Origin of the sequence: Neisseria sp. HMSC065C04 (assembly GCF_001815375.1) — a bacterium.
Classification (GTDB): domain Bacteria; phylum Pseudomonadota; class Gammaproteobacteria; order Burkholderiales; family Neisseriaceae; genus Neisseria; species Neisseria flavescens_D.
The window spans coordinates 1-14,393 of the sequence record NZ_KV820408.1; the positions used below are offsets into that span (position 1 = coordinate 1).

Here is a 14,393-nt window from a genome sequence, read left to right on the forward strand (position 1 = left end):
GCGATTCGCGAAGGTGGTCGTACCGTAGGTGCAGGTGTGGTTTCTTCTATCATCGCTTAATTGAGGGATATTGATAAATGGCAAACCAGAAAATCCGTATCCGCCTGAAAGCTTATGACTACAGTCTGATTGACCGTTCTGCGCAAGAAATCGTTGAGACTGCCAAACGTACTGGCGCTGTTGTTAAAGGTCCGATTCCTTTGCCAACTAAAATTGAACGTTTCAACATCTTGCGTTCTCCTCACGTGAACAAAACTTCTCGTGAACAATTGGAAATCCGTACCCACTTGCGTCTGATGGACATCGTGGACTGGACTGACAAAACTACTGATGCACTGATGAAACTGGATCTTCCAGCAGGTGTAGATGTAGAAATTAAAGTTCAATAAGAACTGAAAAACCGAACAGCTTGGCTGTTCGGTTTTTTATAGAATTCTTAGGCCGTCTGAAAATTTTCAGATATTTGGCAACACTTCATCCGAAAAAAATGATGGTTTTAAGAAGTTAAATTGAAATTTTTGTTGATATTTCTTTGATTTGTCAATTATAATGGCGGACTTGGTACATCCGTATCAAGTTTAACTTTGTCTGAAAGGCAGGCCAATCGTAGCCCGCCCCTTTACTTAAAAGGAAAATAATCATGACTTTAGGTCTGGTTGGACGCAAAGTTGGTATGACTCGCGTGTTCGACGAACAGGGTGTTTCTGTTCCGGTAACTGTTTTGGATATGTCTGCCAACCGCGTTACACAAGTGAAATCCAAAGATACTGACGGCTACACTGCTGTACAAGTTACCTTTGGTCAGAAAAAAGCTAATCGTGTCAACAAAACTGAAGCCGGTCACTTTGCTAAAGCAGGTGTTGAAGCTGGTCGCGGTTTGGTTGAGTTTGCTTTGACTGAAGAAAAACTGGCTGAATTGAAAGCCGGTGATGAAATTACCGTTTCTATGTTTGAAGTTGGTCAATTGGTAGATGTGACCGGTACCTCTAAAGGTAAAGGTTTCTCTGGTACGATCAAACGTCATAACTTCGGTGCTCAACGTACTTCCCACGGTAACTCCCGTTCTCACCGTGTTCCTGGTTCTATCGGTATGGCACAAGACCCTGGTCGTGTGTTCCCTGGTAAACGTATGGCAGGTCAATACGGTAACACTAAAGCAACTGTTCAAAAATTGGAAGTTGTGCGTGTTGATGCTGAACGCCAACTCTTGTTGGTTAAAGGTGCTGTTCCGGGTTCGGTTAACAGCGACGTCGTGGTTCGTCCTAGCGTGAAAGTAGGTGCGTAATGGAATTGAAAGTAATTGACGCTAAAGGACAAGTATCTGGCAGCTTGGCTGTTTCTGATGCTTTGTTTGCTCGTGAATACAATGAAGCTCTGGTTCACCAACTGGTTACTGCTTACTTGGCAAATGCCCGTTCTGGTAATCGTGCTCAAAAGACTCGTGCCGAAGTAAACCACTCTACTAAAAAACCATGGCGCCAAAAAGGTACCGATCGTGCTCGTTCCGGTATGACTTCTTCTCCGCTGTGGCGTAAAGGTGGTCGTGCATTCCCAAACAAACCTGACGAAAACTTTACTCAAAAAGTGAACCGTAAAATGTACCGTGCCGGTATGGCGACTATTTTGTCCCAATTGGCTCGTGATGAACGTTTGTTTGCAATCGAAGCATTGACTGCTGAAACTCCTAAAACCAAAGTTTTTGCTGAACAAGTGAAAAACTTGGGTTTGGAGCAAGTTCTGTTTGTAACTAAACAGCTCGACGAGAATGTTTACTTGGCTTCACGCAACTTGCCTAACGTATTGGTTTTGGAAGCTCAACAAGTTGATCCTTACAGCTTGCTGCGTTACAAAAAAGTCGTTATCACTAAAGATGCAGTTGCACAATTAGAGGAGCAATGGGTATGAATCAACAACGTTTGACTCAAGTAATCTTGGCACCTATCGTTTCTGAAAAAAGCAACGTATTGGCTGAAAAACGTAACCAAATGACGTTTAAAGTCTTGGCAAATGCAACCAAACCTGAAATTAAAGCGGCTGTTGAGCTACTGTTCGGTGTTCAAGTTGCAGATGTTACTACTGTTACCATTAAAGGTAAAATTAAACGTTTTGGTCGCACTTTAGGTCGTCGCAGCGATGTTAAAAAGGCTTACGTAAGCCTGGCTGCCGGTCAAGAGTTAGATTTGGAAGCCGCTGCTGCAGCTGCAGATAAGGAATAAATAAAATGGCAATCGTTAAAATGAAGCCGACCTCTGCAGGCCGTCGCGGCATGGTTCGCGTGGTAACAGAAGGTTTGCACAAAGGTGCACCTTATGCACCTCTGCTGGAAAAGAAAAATTCTACTGCCGGTCGTAACAACAATGGTCATATCACTACCCGCCATAAAGGTGGTGGCCATAAACACCATTACCGTGTTGTAGATTTTAAACGTAACAAAGATGGTATCCCTGCAAAAGTAGAGCGTATCGAATATGACCCTAATCGTACTGCATTTATCGCACTGTTGTGCTATGCAGATGGTGAACGTCGCTACATTATTGCTCCTCGTGGTATTCAAGCCGGTGCAGTATTGGTTTCCGGTGCTGAAGCTGCTATCAAAGTAGGTAACACTCTGCCGATTCGCAATATTCCAGTTGGTACAACTATTCACTGTATCGAAATGAAACCAGGTAAAGGTGCACAAATTGCACGTTCTGCTGGTGCTTCTGCGGTATTGCTTGCAAAAGAAGGTGCTTACGCACAAGTTCGTTTGCGTTCTGGTGAAGTGCGCAAAATTAGCGTAAATTGCCGTGCAACTATCGGTGAAGTTGGTAACGAAGAACAAAGCCTGAAAAAAATCGGTAAAGCTGGTGCTAACCGTTGGCGTGGTATTCGTCCGACCGTTCGTGGTGTTGTCATGAACCCTGTTGACCACCCACATGGTGGTGGTGAAGGCCGTACTGGTGAGGCTCGCGAACCGGTTAGCCCATGGGGTACTCCTGCTAAGGGCTACCGCACTCGTAATAACAAACGCACGGATAATATGATTGTTCGTCGTCGTTACTCAAATAAAGGTTAATTAGTATGGCTCGTTCATTAAAAAAAGGCCCATATGTAGACCTGCATTTGCTGAAAAAAGTAGATGCTGCTCGTGCAAGCAACGACAAACGCCCAATTAAAACTTGGTCACGTCGTTCTACCATTTTGCCTGATTTCATCGGTCTGACTATCGCTGTTCACAACGGTCGCACTCACGTGCCTGTGTTCATCAGCGACAACATGGTTGGTCATAAATTAGGTGAGTTCTCATTGACCCGTACCTTTAAAGGCCACTTGGCCGATAAAAAGGCTAAAAAGAAATAAGGTGAATCATGAGAGTAAGTGCACAACATAAAAATGCCCGTATTTCAGCTCAAAAAGCTCGTTTGGTAGCTGATTTGATTCGTGGTAAAGACGTTGCCCAAGCTTTGAATATCTTGGCATTCAGCCCTAAAAAAGGTGCTGAGCTGATTAAAAAAGTATTGGAATCAGCAATCGCTAATGCCGAGCACAACAATGGTGCTGACATTGACGAACTGAAAGTGGTAACTATCTTTGTTGACAAAGGCCCAAGCTTGAAACGTTTCCAAGCTCGTGCCAAAGGTCGCGGTAACCGCATCGAGAAACAAACTTGTCATATTAATGTGACAGTGGGCAACTAAGGAAAAGCTATGGGACAAAAGATTAACCCTACAGGCTTTCGCCTGGCGGTAACTAAAGACTGGGCTTCAAAATGGTTTGCTAAAAGCACCGACTTTTCAACTGTTTTGAAACAAGATATTGATGTTCGTAATTACTTGCGCAAAAAATTGGCAAATGCTTCAGTTGGTCGCGTAGTAATCGAACGTCCTGCTAAATCTGCACGTATCACTATCCACTCTGCTCGTCCAGGTGTGGTTATTGGTAAAAAAGGTGAGGATATCGAAATCTTGAAACGTGACTTGCAAGCTCTGATGGGTGTGCCAGTTCATGTAAATATTGAAGAGATTCGCCGTCCTGAGTTGGATGCGCAAATTATTGCTGATGGTATTGCCCAGCAACTTGAAAAACGCGTCCAATTCCGTCGTGCAATGAAACGTGCAATGCAAAATGCAATGCGTTCTGGTGCCAAAGGCATCAAGATCATGACTTCAGGCCGTCTGAATGGTGCTGATATCGCTCGTAGCGAATGGTACCGTGAAGGTCGCGTACCTTTGCATACTTTGCGTGCAAATGTAGATTATGCAACTAGCGAAGCGCACACTACTTATGGTGTACTGGGTCTGAAAGTTTGGGTTTATACAGAAGGTAATATTAAATCTTCTAAACCTGAGCATGAGAAGAAACAAAGAAAGGCAGGTGGACGTAATGCTGCAGCCAACTAGACTGAAATATCGCAAGCAACAAAAAGGCCGTAACACCGGTATTGCTACTCGCGGTAACAAAGTAAGTTTCGGTGAGTTCGGTTTGAAAGCCGTAGGCCGTGGTCGTTTGACTGCCCGCCAAATCGAAGCTGCTCGTCGTACTATGACTCGTCATATTAAACGTGGCGGTCGCATTTGGATTCGTGTATTCCCTGATAAACCAATTACTGAGAAACCTATCCAAGTTCGTATGGGTGGCGGTAAAGGTAATGTGGAATATTACATTGCTGAAATTAAACCAGGCAAAGTATTGTACGAAATGGACGGTGTTCCTGAGTCTTTGGCTCGTGAAGCATTTGAATTGGCCGCTGCCAAATTGCCTATTCCTACAACCTTTGTAGTAAGACAGGTGGGTCAATAATGAAAGCAAATGAATTGAAAGACAAATCTATTGAGCAATTAAACTCTGATTTGTTGGACTTGTTGAAAGCTCAGTTTGGCTTACGCATGCAAAATGCAACCGGTCAGTTGGGTAAATCTAGCGAGTTGAAACGTGTACGTCGCGATATTGCTCGTATTAAAACCATTTTAACTGAAAAAGGTGCTAAGTAATGAGCGAAGCTAAAAATGTTCGTACTTTGCAAGGCAAAGTGGTAAGCGACAAAATGGACAAAACTGTTACAGTATTGGTTGAACGTAAGGTTAAACACCCTCTGTACGGTAAAATTATTCGTTTATCAACTAAAATCCATGCTCATGATGAAAACAATCAATATGGCATTGGTGATGTAGTGGTAATCGAGGAATCTCGTCCTTTGTCAAAAACCAAGTCTTGGGTTGTAAAAGAATTGGTTGAGAAAGCCCGTACTGTTTGATTTAAAACACAGTAATGTAGCTTAATAAGAAACGAAGTCTTGCAGCAAAGTTAATTTGCGTGTAAACTTCGTTTCTTATCTTCCAGCTTCTTATGGAAGTTTCTCTCCCTTCGGGATCCAAGACTGGTTTACTAGAACCGTGATGGTTTCATTTAATAAGCACCTTAAAGTAAGGTGCGAGTTATATGAAAGTGGTAAATTAAGTTGGTTAATTTAAAGGTACTAATATGATTCAAATGCAGACCATCTTAGATGTGGCTGATAACTCTGGTGCGCGTCGCGTGATGTGCATCAAGGTATTGGGCGGATCTAAGCGTCGCTACGCTTCTGTTGGCGATATTATTAAAGTTGCAGTTAAAGATGCAGCCCCACGTGGTCGTGTCAAAAAAGGTGATGTATACAATGCGGTAGTTGTTCGTACTGCTAAGGGTGTGCGTCGTCCTGATGGTGCGCTAATTAAATTTGATAACAACGCCGCTGTGTTATTAAATAATAAACTTGAGCCTCTGGGTACTCGTATTTTTGGCCCGGTAACCCGTGAATTGCGTACTGAGCGATTTATGAAAATCGTTTCATTGGCGCCTGAAGTATTATAAGGAATAGCGCGATGAATAAAATCATTAAAGGCGATCAGGTTGTAGTGATTACCGGTAAAGATAAAGGTAAGCAAGGTCAAGTAGTTCGAGTGTTGGGTGATAAAGTTGTTGTTGAGGGTGTTAATGTTGTGAAACGCCATCAAAAACCTAATCCAATGCGTGGTATTGAGGGTGGCATTATTGCTAAAGAAATGCCTTTAGATATTTCTAATATTGCAATCCTGAATCCGGAAACTAATAAAGCAGACCGTGTTGGTATTAAGCTGATTGAAAATGAAGGCAAAGTTAAACGCGTTCGTTTCTTCAAATCAAATGGCTCTATCATTGGAGCATAAGGAGATAACATGGCTCGTTTGAGAGAGTTTTATAAAGATACAGTTGTTCCTGAATTGGTTAAACAATTTGGTTACAAATCAGTAATGGAAGTTCCACGTATTGAAAAAATCACCTTGAATATGGGTGTGGGTGAAGCTGTTGCTGATAAAAAAGTTATGGAACACGCTGTTTCTGATTTAGAGAAAATTGCTGGTCAAAAGCCAGTTGTTACTGTTGCTCGTAAATCTATCGCGGGTTTTAAAATCCGTGATAACTATCCAGTTGGTTGCAAAGTAACATTGCGTCGTGATCAAATGTTTGAATTCTTGGATCGTTTGATTACTATTGCGTTGCCTCGCGTACGTGACTTCCGTGGTGTAAGCGGTAAATCATTTGATGGTCGTGGCAATTACAATATGGGCGTTCGTGAGCAAATTATTTTCCCGGAAATTGAATACGATAAAATCGATGCTTTGCGTGGTTTGAATATTACTATTACAACTACTGCAAAAACTGATGAAGAAGCGAAAGCTTTGTTGTCACTGTTCAAGTTTCCGTTTAAAGGATAATCATGGCTAAGAAAGCACTTATTAATCGTGAGCTGAAACGTCAAGCATTGGCGAAAAAGTTTGCAGCTAAACGTGAGGCAATTTTCGCTGTTATTAATGATGCTAATGCGACTGAAGAAGAACGTTTTGAAGCACGTTTGAAATTTCAATCCATTCCTCGTAATGCAGCACCTGTACGTCAACGTCGTCGTTGTGCTTTAACAGGTCGTCCTCGTGGCACTTTCCGTAAATTTGGTTTGGGCCGTATTAAAATCCGTGAAATCGCTATGCGTGGCGAGATCCCTGGTGTTGTTAAAGCTAGCTGGTAATAGGAGTATAAATAATGAGTATGCATGATCCTATTTCCGATATGTTGACTCGTATTCGCAATGCGCAACGTGCTAATAAAGCAGTAGTTGCCATGCCTTCCTCTAAACTGAAATGTGCAATTGCAAAAGTTCTGAAAGAAGAAGGTTATATCGAGGATTTTGCGGTTTCTGCTGATGCAAAACCGGTATTGGAAATTCAATTGAAATACTATGCAGGTCGTCCTGTGATTGAGCAAATTAAACGTGTTTCACGTCCAGGTTTGCGTATTTACAAAGCATCAAGTGAGATCCCTAGCGTAATGAATGGTCTGGGTGTCGCTATTGTTAGTACTTCTAAAGGTGTAATGACTGATCGCAAAGCCCGTTCTGAGGGTGTGGGTGGTGAGTTGTTGTGCATCGTAGCCTAGTGGAGAAAAGTATATGTCACGCGTCGCAAAAAACCCAGTGACTGTTCCTGCTGGTGTAGAAGTAAAATTCGGAACAGATGCATTGGTTATCAAAGGTAAAAACGGCGAATTGTCTTTTCCTTTGCATTCCGATGTTGCTATTGAACTGAACGATGATAAATTGACTTTTGCTGCAAAGAATAACAGTAAACAGGCTAATGCTATGTCTGGTACTGCTCGTGCATTAGTTAATAACATGGTTAAGGGTGTTTCTGAAGGTTTTGAGAAAAAACTTCAATTGATTGGTGTGGGTTATCGTGCCCAAGCTCAAGGCAAAGTTCTGAACTTGTCTTTGGGTTTCTCTCATCCAATCGTATATGAAATGCCTGAAGGTGTTTCCGTTCAAACTCCTAGCCAAACAGAAATCGTTTTGACTGGTGCAGATAAACAAGTGGTTGGCCAAGTCGCTGCTGAAATTCGTGCATTCCGTTCTCCTGAGCCTTATAAAGGTAAAGGTGTTCGTTATGTAGGTGAAGTAGTAGTGATGAAAGAAGCCAAGAAAAAATAATTGAGGTTCACTAATGGATAAACATACAACCCGACTCCGTCGTGCACGCAAAACCCGTGCGCGTATTGCGGACTTGAAAATGGTAAGATTATGTGTGTTCCGCAGCAATAATCATATTTATGCTCAAGTAATTAGTGCTGAAGGTGATAAAGTATTGGCTCAAGCCTCTACATTGGAAGCTGAAGTACGTAGTAGCCTGAAATCAGGTAGCAACGTTGAAGCAGCAGCTGTAGTTGGTAAGCGTATTGCTGAAAAAGCTAAAGCAGTAGGTGTTGAAAAAGTTGCTTTTGACCGTTCAGGTTTCCAATATCACGGTCGTGTGAAAGCTTTGGCTGAAGCTGCACGTGAAAATGGTTTAAGCTTCTAATATTTGGAGACTTTCAGATGGCAAAACATGAAATTGAAGAACGCGGTGACGGCCTGATTGAAAAGATGGTCGCAGTTAATCGCGTGACTAAAGTAGTTAAAGGTGGCCGTATCATGGCTTTCTCTGCGCTGACTGTTGTTGGTGATGGTGATGGTCGCATCGGTATGGGCAAAGGTAAATCAAAAGAAGTACCAGTTGCTGTTCAAAAAGCAATGGATCAAGCTCGTCGCTCTATGATTAAAGTACCTTTGAAAAACGGTACTATTCATCATGAGGTTATTGGTCGTCATGGTGCTACTAAGGTATTTATGCAACCTGCTAAAGAAGGTAGCGGTGTGAAAGCTGGTGGTCCAATGCGTTTAGTATTTGATGCTATGGGTATCCATAACATTTCAGCTAAAGTACATGGTTCTACTAATCCTTACAATATTGTACGCGCTACATTAGACGGTTTGTCTAAACTGTATACCCCTGCTGATATTGCTGCAAAACGTGGCTTGACAGTGGAAGATATTTTGGGAGCTAACCATGACTGAGCAAAAAAAGATTAAAGTTACATTGGTTAAGAGCCTGATCGGTACAATTGAATCTCATCGTGCATGTGCTCGCGGTTTAGGTTTGCGCCGCCGTGAACATACTGTAGAGGTTTTGGATACCCCTGAAAACCGTGGCATGATCAATAAAATCAGCTACTTGTTGAAAGTGGAGTCTTAATATGTTTTTGAATACTATTCAACCTACTGAGGGTGCTACTCACGCTAGTCGTCGTGTAGGCCGTGGTATTGGTAGCGGCTTGGGTAAGACAGGTGGTCGTGGTCATAAAGGTCAAAAAAGCCGTTCTGGTGGCTTCCACAAGGTAGGTTTTGAAGGCGGTCAAATGCCTTTGCAACGTCGTCTGCCGAAACGTGGTTTCAAATCTTTAACTGCAGCCGCTAATGCTGAAGTTCGTTTGAGTGAATTAAATCTGATTGCTGTGAACGAGATTGACGTTTTGGTTCTTAAACAAGCTGGTCTGATTCCTGCAACTGCTTCTAATGTAAAAGTTATTGCTTCTGGTGAAATCTCAAAAGCAGTTACCTTGAAAGGTGTAAAAGCTACTAAAGGTGCTAAAGCTGCTATTGAGGCTGCCGGTGGTAAAGTAGAAGAATAAGGCTTGCACTACAGTGGCTAATCAACAATCTTTATCAGGATTATCCAAATTTGGTGATCTGAAAAAACGTCTGTTGTTCCTTTTAGGTGCTTTAGTCGTTTTCCGTATTGGTGGTCATATACCGGTACCGGGCGTAGATGCTGTTGCGTTAGCTAAATTATTCGAAGGCGCTCGTGACGGCATATTCGGAATGTTAAATATGTTCTCGGGTGGTTCGTTGGAGCGCTTTAGTATATTTGCAATTGGTATCATGCCTTATATTTCGGCATCGATTATTGTTCAGCTTGCTTCTGAGATTGTTCCTTCTTTAAAAGCTTTGAAGAAGGAAGGTGAGGCTGGTAGGAAAATAATTACGAAATATACTAGATATGGGACGGTATTATTGGCTGTATTGCAAAGCTTTTGGGCTGCATCATCTGTTTATAAACAAGGTGTTGTTGTAACGACTGCGCTTGAGTTTTATATTTCTACAGTAGTCTGTTTGGTTACTGGTACTATGTTTCTGATGTGGTTAGGGGAGCAAATTACCGAGCGTGGTATTGGTAATGGTATTTCTTTGATCATTACAGCAGGCATTGTATCGGGTATCCCATCCGGTATAGTTCAGTTGTTAACTTTGTCTGAACGTTCTATGTTGATGGCAGTATCAATTGTGATTGGTATTTTGCTGTTGATCTATGCTGTAGTTTATTTTGAGAGTGCTCAGCGTAAAGTTCCTGTGCATTATGCTAAAAGGCAGTTTGGCTCTAGAATGATGCCAGGACAAAGCATTCATATGCCGTTCAAGCTAAATATGGCAGGTGTTATTCCTCCTATTTTTGCTTCCAGTATCATTTTATTTCCATCTACACTTTTAGGTTGGTTTGGTTCAAATAGTACGAATTCTGTTCTTCATAAGGTTGCTGCGATGCTGCAACATGGACAGCCTTTGTATATTGTATTATTTGCCACAACTATCATCTTCTTCTGCTATTTCTATACTGCTTTAGTATTTAGCCCCAAAGAAATGGCTGAAAATTTGAAGAAGAGTGGTGCATTTGTGCCGGGTATTCGCCCAGGTGAGCAAACCTCTAGATATTTGGAAAAAGTGGTACTAAGGTTGACATTATTTGGTGCTTTGTACATTACTACAATCTGTCTGATACCTGAAATTTTAACAACTGCATGGAATGTTACTATCAATTTCGGTGGTACATCTTTGCTTATTTTGGTCGTTGTTACAATGGATTTTAGGACGCAAATTAATTCATACATAATGAGTAGTCAGTATGAAGACTTGATGAGTCGTCCAGATATGAAATCTTTGTCACGTAAGTAGGCTTATGGCTAAAGAAGATACCATACAGATGCAGGGCGAAATTCTTGAGACTTTGCCCAATGCAACATTTAAAGTAAAACTGGAAAATGATCATGTAGTACTTGGTCATATATCTGGCAAAATGCGGATGCATTATATCCGTATTTCTCCAGGTGATAAGGTAACAGTTGAATTAACTCCTTATGATTTAACCCGTGCTCGGATTGTTTTTCGAGCAAGATAAACGATAAAAGGAAATAAAATGCGTGTACAACCTTCTGTAAAGAAAATTTGTCGCAATTGCAAGATTATTCGACGTAATCGTGTAGTTCGCGTAATTTGTACTGACCCACGTCACAAACAACGTCAAGGTTAAGAAGCTAGTTTTCTTAACTATTGATTTTGTGGTATAGTGACATACTTTGCCCTAAAAAGGAAAAAATATGGCTCGTATTGCAGGGGTAAATATCCCTAATAATGCCCATATCGTAATTGGCCTTCAGGCTATTTATGGTATTGGTGCGACTCGTGCTAAATTGATTTGTGAGGCAGCAAATATTGCTCCTACTACTAAAGCAAAAGATTTGGACGAGGCTCAATTAGACGCTTTGCGTGAGCAAGTTGCTAAATTTGAAGTTGAAGGCGATTTGCGTCGTGAAGTAACGATGAGCATTAAACGACTGATGGATATGGGTTGCTATCGCGGCTTCCGTCATCGTCGTGGCTTGCCTTGTCGTGGTCAACGCACTCGCACAAATGCCCGTACCCGTAAAGGTCCGCGCAAAGCGATTGCCGGTAAGAAATAAATTTTAAGGAATTTGATTAATGGCTAAAGCAAACACAGCTTCGCGTGTACGTAAAAAAGTACGTAAAACCGTAAGCGAAGGTATTGTGCACGTTCATGCATCTTTCAACAATACCATCATTACAATCACTGACCGTCAAGGCAATGCATTGTCTTGGGCTACCTCTGGCGGCGCTGGTTTTAAAGGTTCTCGTAAAAGTACACCATTTGCAGCACAAGTTGCAGCAGAAGCAGCTGGTAAAGTTGCCCAAGAGTATGGCGTTAAAAATTTAGAAGTCCGCATTAAAGGCCCTGGCCCTGGTCGCGAATCTTCTGTACGTGCTTTAAACGCTCTTGGTTTCAAGATTACCAGCATTACTGACGTTACCCCGTTGCCTCATAACGGTTGCCGTCCGCCTAAAAAACGTCGTATTTAATATTGGAGTGATTTAAAACATGGCACGTTATATTGGCCCTAAATGTAAATTAGCACGTCGCGAAGGTACGGATCTGTTTTTGAAGAGTGCACGTCGCTCTTTGGATTCAAAATGTAAAATGGATTCTGCACCTGGTCAGCACGGTGCGAAAAAACCACGTTTGTCAGACTACGGTTTGCAATTGCGTGAAAAACAAAAAATCCGTCGTATTTATGGCGTGTTAGAACGCCAATTCCGTCGTTACTTTGCGGAAGCTGATCGTCGTAAAGGTTCTACCGGTGAATTGCTGTTGCAATTGCTGGAGTCCCGTTTGGACAATGTCGTTTATCGTATGGGTTTTGGCTCTACCCGCGCTGAAGCACGTCAATTGGTTTCTCATAAAGCTATCGTTGTAAACGGTCAGGTTGTTAATATCCCTTCTTTCCAAGTTAAAGCAGGCGATGTTGTAGCTGTTCGTGAAAAAGCTAAGAAACAAGTACGTATCCAAGAGGCATTGAGCTTGGCTACTCAAATTGGCTTGCCAAGCTGGGGATCTGTTGATGTCGACAAATTGGAAGGTGTATTCAAAAATATGCCGGATCGCTCAGAATTGTCTGGCGATATTAATGAACAGCTGGTGGTAGAGTTCTACTCTAAATAATGCTAGCTCAATGAGGGACAGTTAAATGCAAAATAGCACAACCGAATTTTTGAAACCTCGTCAAATCGATGTAGATACCTTGTCTTCTACTCGAGCTAAGGTGTCTATGCAGCCATTTGAGCGTGGTTTTGGTCATACTTTAGGTAATGCTTTGCGTCGTATCTTACTGTCATCCATGAATGGCTTTGCCCCAACTGAAGTAGTTATTTCTGGCGTATTGCACGAATACTCTACTATTGATGGTGTTCAGGAGGATGTTGTTGACGTTCTCTTGAACATCAAAGGTATCGTATTTAAGCTTCACGGTCGTAATCAAGTTCAGTTGACTTTGAAAAAAGCAGGTGCCGGTGCTGTTGTAGCCGGTGATATTGATTTGCCACATGATGTGGAAATCATCAATCCTGAACATGTTATTTGCCACTTGTCCGACAATGGTCAAATCGACATGGAAATTAAAGTAGAGCAAGGTCGTGGTTATCAATCTGTTTCAGGTCGTCGCGTATTGCGTGATGAGAATAAACAGATTGGTGCGATTCAGTTGGATGCGAGCTTTTCGCCCATCAGTCGTGTTAGCTTTGAAGTTGAACCTGCACGCGTAGAGCAACGCACGGATTTGGATAAATTGGTTTTAGATATTGAAACCAATGGTTCTATTGATCCAGAAGAAGCTGTACGTAGTGCCGCACGTATCTTAATTGACCAAATGTCTATTTTTGCAGATCTGCAAGGTACTCCGGTTGAAGAGGTTGAAGAAAAAGCGCCTCCTATCGATCCTATCTTGCTGCGTCCTGTAGATGATTTGGAATTAACCGTACGTTCAGCTAATTGTCTGAAAGCTGAAGATATTTACTATATTGGCGATTTGATTCAACGTACTGAAACCGAGCTTCTCAAGACCCCTAATTTGGGTCGTAAATCTTTGAATGAGATCAAAGAAGTGTTGGCCTCTAAAGGCCTGACATTAGGTTCCAAATTAGAAGCTTGGCCGCCTGTAGGCTTAGAAAAGCCGTAAGTTTGAAGATTAAAGGATAATGACATGCGTCATCGTAATGGCAACCGCAAATTAAACCGTACTAGCAGCCACCGTGCTGCGATGCTGCGCAATATGGCGAATTCCTTGTTGACTCACGAAACCATCGTGACAACTTTGCCTAAAGCAAAAGAATTGCGCCGCGTAGTTGAGCCCTTGATTACCTTGGGTAAAAAACCTTCTTTGGCAAACCGTCGTTTGGCTTTTGACCGCACTCGCGATCGTGATGTTGTAGTTAAATTGTTTGACGAATTGGGTCCACGCTTTGCTGCTCGTAACGGCGGCTATGTTCGTGTACTGAAATACGGTTTCCGTAAAGGCGACAATGCTCCTTTGGCATTGGTTGAATTGGTTGATAAAGCAGCTGATTCTGCTGAATAAGCAAATTAATATGAAAGCACTACCTGTTTAGGTGGTGCTTTTTTATTTGGATAGACTCTTTATCATTGCGCAGAGTTACAATCCGCCTCGTGTCAATAACTGCTGTAGCTCCCTTTCTCATTTCGCAGTGCTACAATAGGTTACAGGTATTTGTGCAACGGACAATGGTTGTAGCTCCCTTTCTCATTTCGCAGTGCTACAATAACGGAGCTATTTTTGGTGAAGGCGATACGGTTGTAGCTCCCTTTCTCATTTCGCAGTGCTACAATCTGCCAAATCCCCGCATGTCAAATTACGGGGTTGTAGCTCCCTTTCTCATTTCGCAGTGCTAC

The 14,393-nt window shown here is 42.2% G+C and carries 29 protein-coding genes; all 29 read left to right on the plus strand.

Translation table 11 applies throughout. The annotated features are described in order from the left end of the window. The first annotated feature begins 77 nt into the window (after positions 1-77). Positions 78-389, plus strand: a complete 312-nt coding sequence (gene rpsJ / locus HMPREF3022_RS04565) for a 30S ribosomal protein S10 (RefSeq protein ID WP_002642322.1) — start codon at positions 78-80, stop codon at positions 387-389. Between the two features lie 251 nt (positions 390-640). Then, entirely contained in the window at positions 641-1,285 is a 645-nt protein-coding gene (gene rplC, locus HMPREF3022_RS04570; protein WP_004464584.1) for a 50S ribosomal protein L3, read from the plus strand. After that, positions 1,285-1,905 (plus strand): 50S ribosomal protein L4, encoded by a 621-nt coding sequence (gene rplD, locus HMPREF3022_RS04575; RefSeq protein ID WP_070590582.1) that lies wholly within the window; start codon positions 1,285-1,287, stop codon positions 1,903-1,905. The genes rplC and rplD overlap by 1 nt, the downstream gene beginning before the upstream one ends. Next, positions 1,902-2,216 (plus strand): 50S ribosomal protein L23, encoded by a 315-nt coding sequence (gene rplW, locus HMPREF3022_RS04580; protein ID WP_003749274.1) that lies wholly within the window; start codon positions 1,902-1,904, stop codon positions 2,214-2,216. The genes rplD and rplW overlap by 4 nt, the downstream gene beginning before the upstream one ends. A gap of 5 nt (positions 2,217-2,221) precedes the next feature. Further along, a complete protein-coding gene (gene rplB / locus HMPREF3022_RS04585) occupies positions 2,222-3,055 on the plus strand; it encodes a 50S ribosomal protein L2 (protein WP_003684813.1) in 834 nt (277 codons plus the stop codon). Between the two features lie 5 nt (positions 3,056-3,060). Continuing rightward, entirely contained in the window at positions 3,061-3,339 is a 279-nt protein-coding gene (gene rpsS / locus HMPREF3022_RS04590) for a 30S ribosomal protein S19 (RefSeq protein ID WP_002215422.1), read from the plus strand. A gap of 8 nt (positions 3,340-3,347) precedes the next feature. Further along, positions 3,348-3,677, plus strand: coding sequence for a 50S ribosomal protein L22 (gene rplV / locus HMPREF3022_RS04595; RefSeq protein WP_003749277.1), 330 nt, complete (start codon positions 3,348-3,350; stop codon positions 3,675-3,677). 9 nt (positions 3,678-3,686) lie between these two features. Continuing rightward, positions 3,687-4,379 carry a 30S ribosomal protein S3 gene (gene rpsC, locus HMPREF3022_RS04600; RefSeq protein WP_003684753.1) on the plus strand — a complete coding sequence of 231 codons (693 nt, stop codon included), beginning with the start codon at positions 3,687-3,689 and terminating at the stop codon, positions 4,377-4,379. Further along, complete coding sequence (rplP, locus tag HMPREF3022_RS04605) at positions 4,363-4,779, plus strand: 50S ribosomal protein L16 (RefSeq protein WP_003749279.1); 417 nt, start codon at positions 4,363-4,365, stop codon at positions 4,777-4,779. Before rpsC ends, rplP begins: the two co-directional genes overlap by 17 nt. Then, the gene (gene rpmC / locus HMPREF3022_RS04610) at positions 4,779-4,970 is read left to right on the plus strand and encodes a 50S ribosomal protein L29 (RefSeq protein WP_003684705.1); all 192 of its coding nucleotides are present in this window, start codon (positions 4,779-4,781) and stop codon (positions 4,968-4,970) included. Before rplP ends, rpmC begins: the two co-directional genes overlap by 1 nt. After that, complete coding sequence (gene rpsQ / locus HMPREF3022_RS04615; RefSeq protein WP_003684766.1) at positions 4,970-5,233, plus strand: 30S ribosomal protein S17; 264 nt, start codon at positions 4,970-4,972, stop codon at positions 5,231-5,233. Before rpmC ends, rpsQ begins: the two co-directional genes overlap by 1 nt. A gap of 227 nt (positions 5,234-5,460) precedes the next feature. After that, positions 5,461-5,829, plus strand: a complete 369-nt coding sequence (rplN, locus tag HMPREF3022_RS04620) for a 50S ribosomal protein L14 (protein WP_002215434.1) — start codon at positions 5,461-5,463, stop codon at positions 5,827-5,829. Positions 5,830-5,840: 11 nt separating this feature from the next. After that, on the plus strand, positions 5,841-6,164 hold the full coding sequence (rplX, locus tag HMPREF3022_RS04625) for a 50S ribosomal protein L24 (protein WP_004520190.1): 324 nt from the start codon (positions 5,841-5,843) through the stop codon (positions 6,162-6,164). Between the two features lie 9 nt (positions 6,165-6,173). Continuing rightward, positions 6,174-6,713: a 50S ribosomal protein L5 gene (gene rplE / locus HMPREF3022_RS04630; RefSeq protein ID WP_003684750.1), complete on the plus strand. Its 540-nt coding sequence runs from the start codon at positions 6,174-6,176 to the stop codon at positions 6,711-6,713. Positions 6,714-6,715: 2 nt separating this feature from the next. Next, positions 6,716-7,021, plus strand: a complete 306-nt coding sequence (gene rpsN, locus HMPREF3022_RS04635) for a 30S ribosomal protein S14 (protein ID WP_003684736.1) — start codon at positions 6,716-6,718, stop codon at positions 7,019-7,021. A gap of 14 nt (positions 7,022-7,035) precedes the next feature. Further along, a complete protein-coding gene (gene rpsH / locus HMPREF3022_RS04640) occupies positions 7,036-7,428 on the plus strand; it encodes a 30S ribosomal protein S8 (protein WP_063075320.1) in 393 nt (130 codons plus the stop codon). A 13-nt stretch (positions 7,429-7,441) separates the two neighbouring features. Continuing rightward, positions 7,442-7,975: a 50S ribosomal protein L6 gene (rplF, locus tag HMPREF3022_RS04645; protein ID WP_049331844.1), complete on the plus strand. Its 534-nt coding sequence runs from the start codon at positions 7,442-7,444 to the stop codon at positions 7,973-7,975. 13 nt (positions 7,976-7,988) lie between these two features. Then, positions 7,989-8,342 carry a 50S ribosomal protein L18 gene (gene rplR, locus HMPREF3022_RS04650; protein ID WP_003749287.1) on the plus strand — a complete coding sequence of 118 codons (354 nt, stop codon included), beginning with the start codon at positions 7,989-7,991 and terminating at the stop codon, positions 8,340-8,342. Between the two features lie 17 nt (positions 8,343-8,359). Continuing rightward, a complete protein-coding gene (gene rpsE / locus HMPREF3022_RS04655) occupies positions 8,360-8,878 on the plus strand; it encodes a 30S ribosomal protein S5 (RefSeq protein WP_003684704.1) in 519 nt (172 codons plus the stop codon). Then, positions 8,871-9,056 carry a 50S ribosomal protein L30 gene (gene rpmD, locus HMPREF3022_RS04660; RefSeq protein ID WP_003684808.1) on the plus strand — a complete coding sequence of 62 codons (186 nt, stop codon included), beginning with the start codon at positions 8,871-8,873 and terminating at the stop codon, positions 9,054-9,056. Before rpsE ends, rpmD begins: the two co-directional genes overlap by 8 nt. A gap of 1 nt (position 9,057) precedes the next feature. Beyond that, the gene (gene rplO / locus HMPREF3022_RS04665) at positions 9,058-9,492 is read left to right on the plus strand and encodes a 50S ribosomal protein L15 (RefSeq protein WP_049331848.1); all 435 of its coding nucleotides are present in this window, start codon (positions 9,058-9,060) and stop codon (positions 9,490-9,492) included. A 13-nt stretch (positions 9,493-9,505) separates the two neighbouring features. Further along, positions 9,506-10,810 (plus strand): preprotein translocase subunit SecY, encoded by a 1,305-nt coding sequence (gene secY, locus HMPREF3022_RS04670; protein WP_049331851.1) that lies wholly within the window; start codon positions 9,506-9,508, stop codon positions 10,808-10,810. A 4-nt stretch (positions 10,811-10,814) separates the two neighbouring features. Further along, positions 10,815-11,033 carry a translation initiation factor IF-1 gene (infA, locus tag HMPREF3022_RS04675; protein WP_003684714.1) on the plus strand — a complete coding sequence of 73 codons (219 nt, stop codon included), beginning with the start codon at positions 10,815-10,817 and terminating at the stop codon, positions 11,031-11,033. Between the two features lie 18 nt (positions 11,034-11,051). Further along, a complete protein-coding gene (rpmJ, locus tag HMPREF3022_RS11290; RefSeq protein WP_003697674.1) occupies positions 11,052-11,165 on the plus strand; it encodes a 50S ribosomal protein L36 in 114 nt (37 codons plus the stop codon). A gap of 67 nt (positions 11,166-11,232) precedes the next feature. Continuing rightward, the gene (gene rpsM / locus HMPREF3022_RS04680) at positions 11,233-11,595 is read left to right on the plus strand and encodes a 30S ribosomal protein S13 (RefSeq protein ID WP_049331853.1); all 363 of its coding nucleotides are present in this window, start codon (positions 11,233-11,235) and stop codon (positions 11,593-11,595) included. Positions 11,596-11,614: 19 nt separating this feature from the next. Next, the gene (rpsK, locus tag HMPREF3022_RS04685; protein WP_002216249.1) at positions 11,615-12,010 is read left to right on the plus strand and encodes a 30S ribosomal protein S11; all 396 of its coding nucleotides are present in this window, start codon (positions 11,615-11,617) and stop codon (positions 12,008-12,010) included. Between the two features lie 19 nt (positions 12,011-12,029). Further along, a complete protein-coding gene (gene rpsD, locus HMPREF3022_RS04690) occupies positions 12,030-12,650 on the plus strand; it encodes a 30S ribosomal protein S4 (RefSeq protein WP_070765187.1) in 621 nt (206 codons plus the stop codon). Positions 12,651-12,675: 25 nt separating this feature from the next. After that, positions 12,676-13,662, plus strand: coding sequence for a DNA-directed RNA polymerase subunit alpha (rpoA, locus tag HMPREF3022_RS04695; protein ID WP_003749298.1), 987 nt, complete (start codon positions 12,676-12,678; stop codon positions 13,660-13,662). 24 nt (positions 13,663-13,686) lie between these two features. Next, complete coding sequence (gene rplQ, locus HMPREF3022_RS04700; RefSeq protein WP_003684792.1) at positions 13,687-14,061, plus strand: 50S ribosomal protein L17; 375 nt, start codon at positions 13,687-13,689, stop codon at positions 14,059-14,061. Positions 14,062-14,393: the final 332 nt, after the last annotated feature.

Excerpts from the sequence above, each read along its gene's own strand:
- rpsJ (WP_002642322.1), top strand. The coding sequence starts at position 78 with ATGGCAAACCAGAAAATCCGTATCCGCCTGAAAGCTTATGACTACAGT.
- rplC (WP_004464584.1), top strand. The coding sequence starts at position 641 with ATGACTTTAGGTCTGGTTGGACGCAAAGTTGGTATGACTCGCGTGTTC.
- rplD (WP_070590582.1), top strand. The coding sequence starts at position 1,285 with ATGGAATTGAAAGTAATTGACGCTAAAGGACAAGTATCTGGCAGCTTG.
- rplW (WP_003749274.1), top strand. The coding sequence starts at position 1,902 with ATGAATCAACAACGTTTGACTCAAGTAATCTTGGCACCTATCGTTTCT.
- rplB (WP_003684813.1), top strand. The coding sequence starts at position 2,222 with ATGGCAATCGTTAAAATGAAGCCGACCTCTGCAGGCCGTCGCGGCATG.
- rpsS (WP_002215422.1), top strand. The coding sequence starts at position 3,061 with ATGGCTCGTTCATTAAAAAAAGGCCCATATGTAGACCTGCATTTGCTG.
- rplV (WP_003749277.1), top strand. The coding sequence starts at position 3,348 with ATGAGAGTAAGTGCACAACATAAAAATGCCCGTATTTCAGCTCAAAAA.
- rpsC (WP_003684753.1), top strand. The coding sequence starts at position 3,687 with ATGGGACAAAAGATTAACCCTACAGGCTTTCGCCTGGCGGTAACTAAA.
- rplP (WP_003749279.1), top strand. The coding sequence starts at position 4,363 with ATGCTGCAGCCAACTAGACTGAAATATCGCAAGCAACAAAAAGGCCGT.
- rpmC (WP_003684705.1), top strand. The coding sequence starts at position 4,779 with ATGAAAGCAAATGAATTGAAAGACAAATCTATTGAGCAATTAAACTCT.
- rpsQ (WP_003684766.1), top strand. The coding sequence starts at position 4,970 with ATGAGCGAAGCTAAAAATGTTCGTACTTTGCAAGGCAAAGTGGTAAGC.
- rplN (WP_002215434.1), top strand. The coding sequence starts at position 5,461 with ATGATTCAAATGCAGACCATCTTAGATGTGGCTGATAACTCTGGTGCG.
- rplX (WP_004520190.1), top strand. The coding sequence starts at position 5,841 with ATGAATAAAATCATTAAAGGCGATCAGGTTGTAGTGATTACCGGTAAA.
- rplE (WP_003684750.1), top strand. The coding sequence starts at position 6,174 with ATGGCTCGTTTGAGAGAGTTTTATAAAGATACAGTTGTTCCTGAATTG.
- rpsN (WP_003684736.1), top strand. The coding sequence starts at position 6,716 with ATGGCTAAGAAAGCACTTATTAATCGTGAGCTGAAACGTCAAGCATTG.
- rpsH (WP_063075320.1), top strand. The coding sequence starts at position 7,036 with ATGAGTATGCATGATCCTATTTCCGATATGTTGACTCGTATTCGCAAT.
- rplF (WP_049331844.1), top strand. The coding sequence starts at position 7,442 with ATGTCACGCGTCGCAAAAAACCCAGTGACTGTTCCTGCTGGTGTAGAA.
- rplR (WP_003749287.1), top strand. The coding sequence starts at position 7,989 with ATGGATAAACATACAACCCGACTCCGTCGTGCACGCAAAACCCGTGCG.
- rpsE (WP_003684704.1), top strand. The coding sequence starts at position 8,360 with ATGGCAAAACATGAAATTGAAGAACGCGGTGACGGCCTGATTGAAAAG.
- rpmD (WP_003684808.1), top strand. The coding sequence starts at position 8,871 with ATGACTGAGCAAAAAAAGATTAAAGTTACATTGGTTAAGAGCCTGATC.
- rplO (WP_049331848.1), top strand. The coding sequence starts at position 9,058 with ATGTTTTTGAATACTATTCAACCTACTGAGGGTGCTACTCACGCTAGT.
- infA (WP_003684714.1), top strand. The coding sequence starts at position 10,815 with ATGGCTAAAGAAGATACCATACAGATGCAGGGCGAAATTCTTGAGACT.
- rpmJ (WP_003697674.1), top strand. The coding sequence starts at position 11,052 with ATGCGTGTACAACCTTCTGTAAAGAAAATTTGTCGCAATTGCAAGATT.
- rpsM (WP_049331853.1), top strand. The coding sequence starts at position 11,233 with ATGGCTCGTATTGCAGGGGTAAATATCCCTAATAATGCCCATATCGTA.
- rpsK (WP_002216249.1), top strand. The coding sequence starts at position 11,615 with ATGGCTAAAGCAAACACAGCTTCGCGTGTACGTAAAAAAGTACGTAAA.
- rpsD (WP_070765187.1), top strand. The coding sequence starts at position 12,030 with ATGGCACGTTATATTGGCCCTAAATGTAAATTAGCACGTCGCGAAGGT.
- rpoA (WP_003749298.1), top strand. The coding sequence starts at position 12,676 with ATGCAAAATAGCACAACCGAATTTTTGAAACCTCGTCAAATCGATGTA.
- rplQ (WP_003684792.1), top strand. The coding sequence starts at position 13,687 with ATGCGTCATCGTAATGGCAACCGCAAATTAAACCGTACTAGCAGCCAC.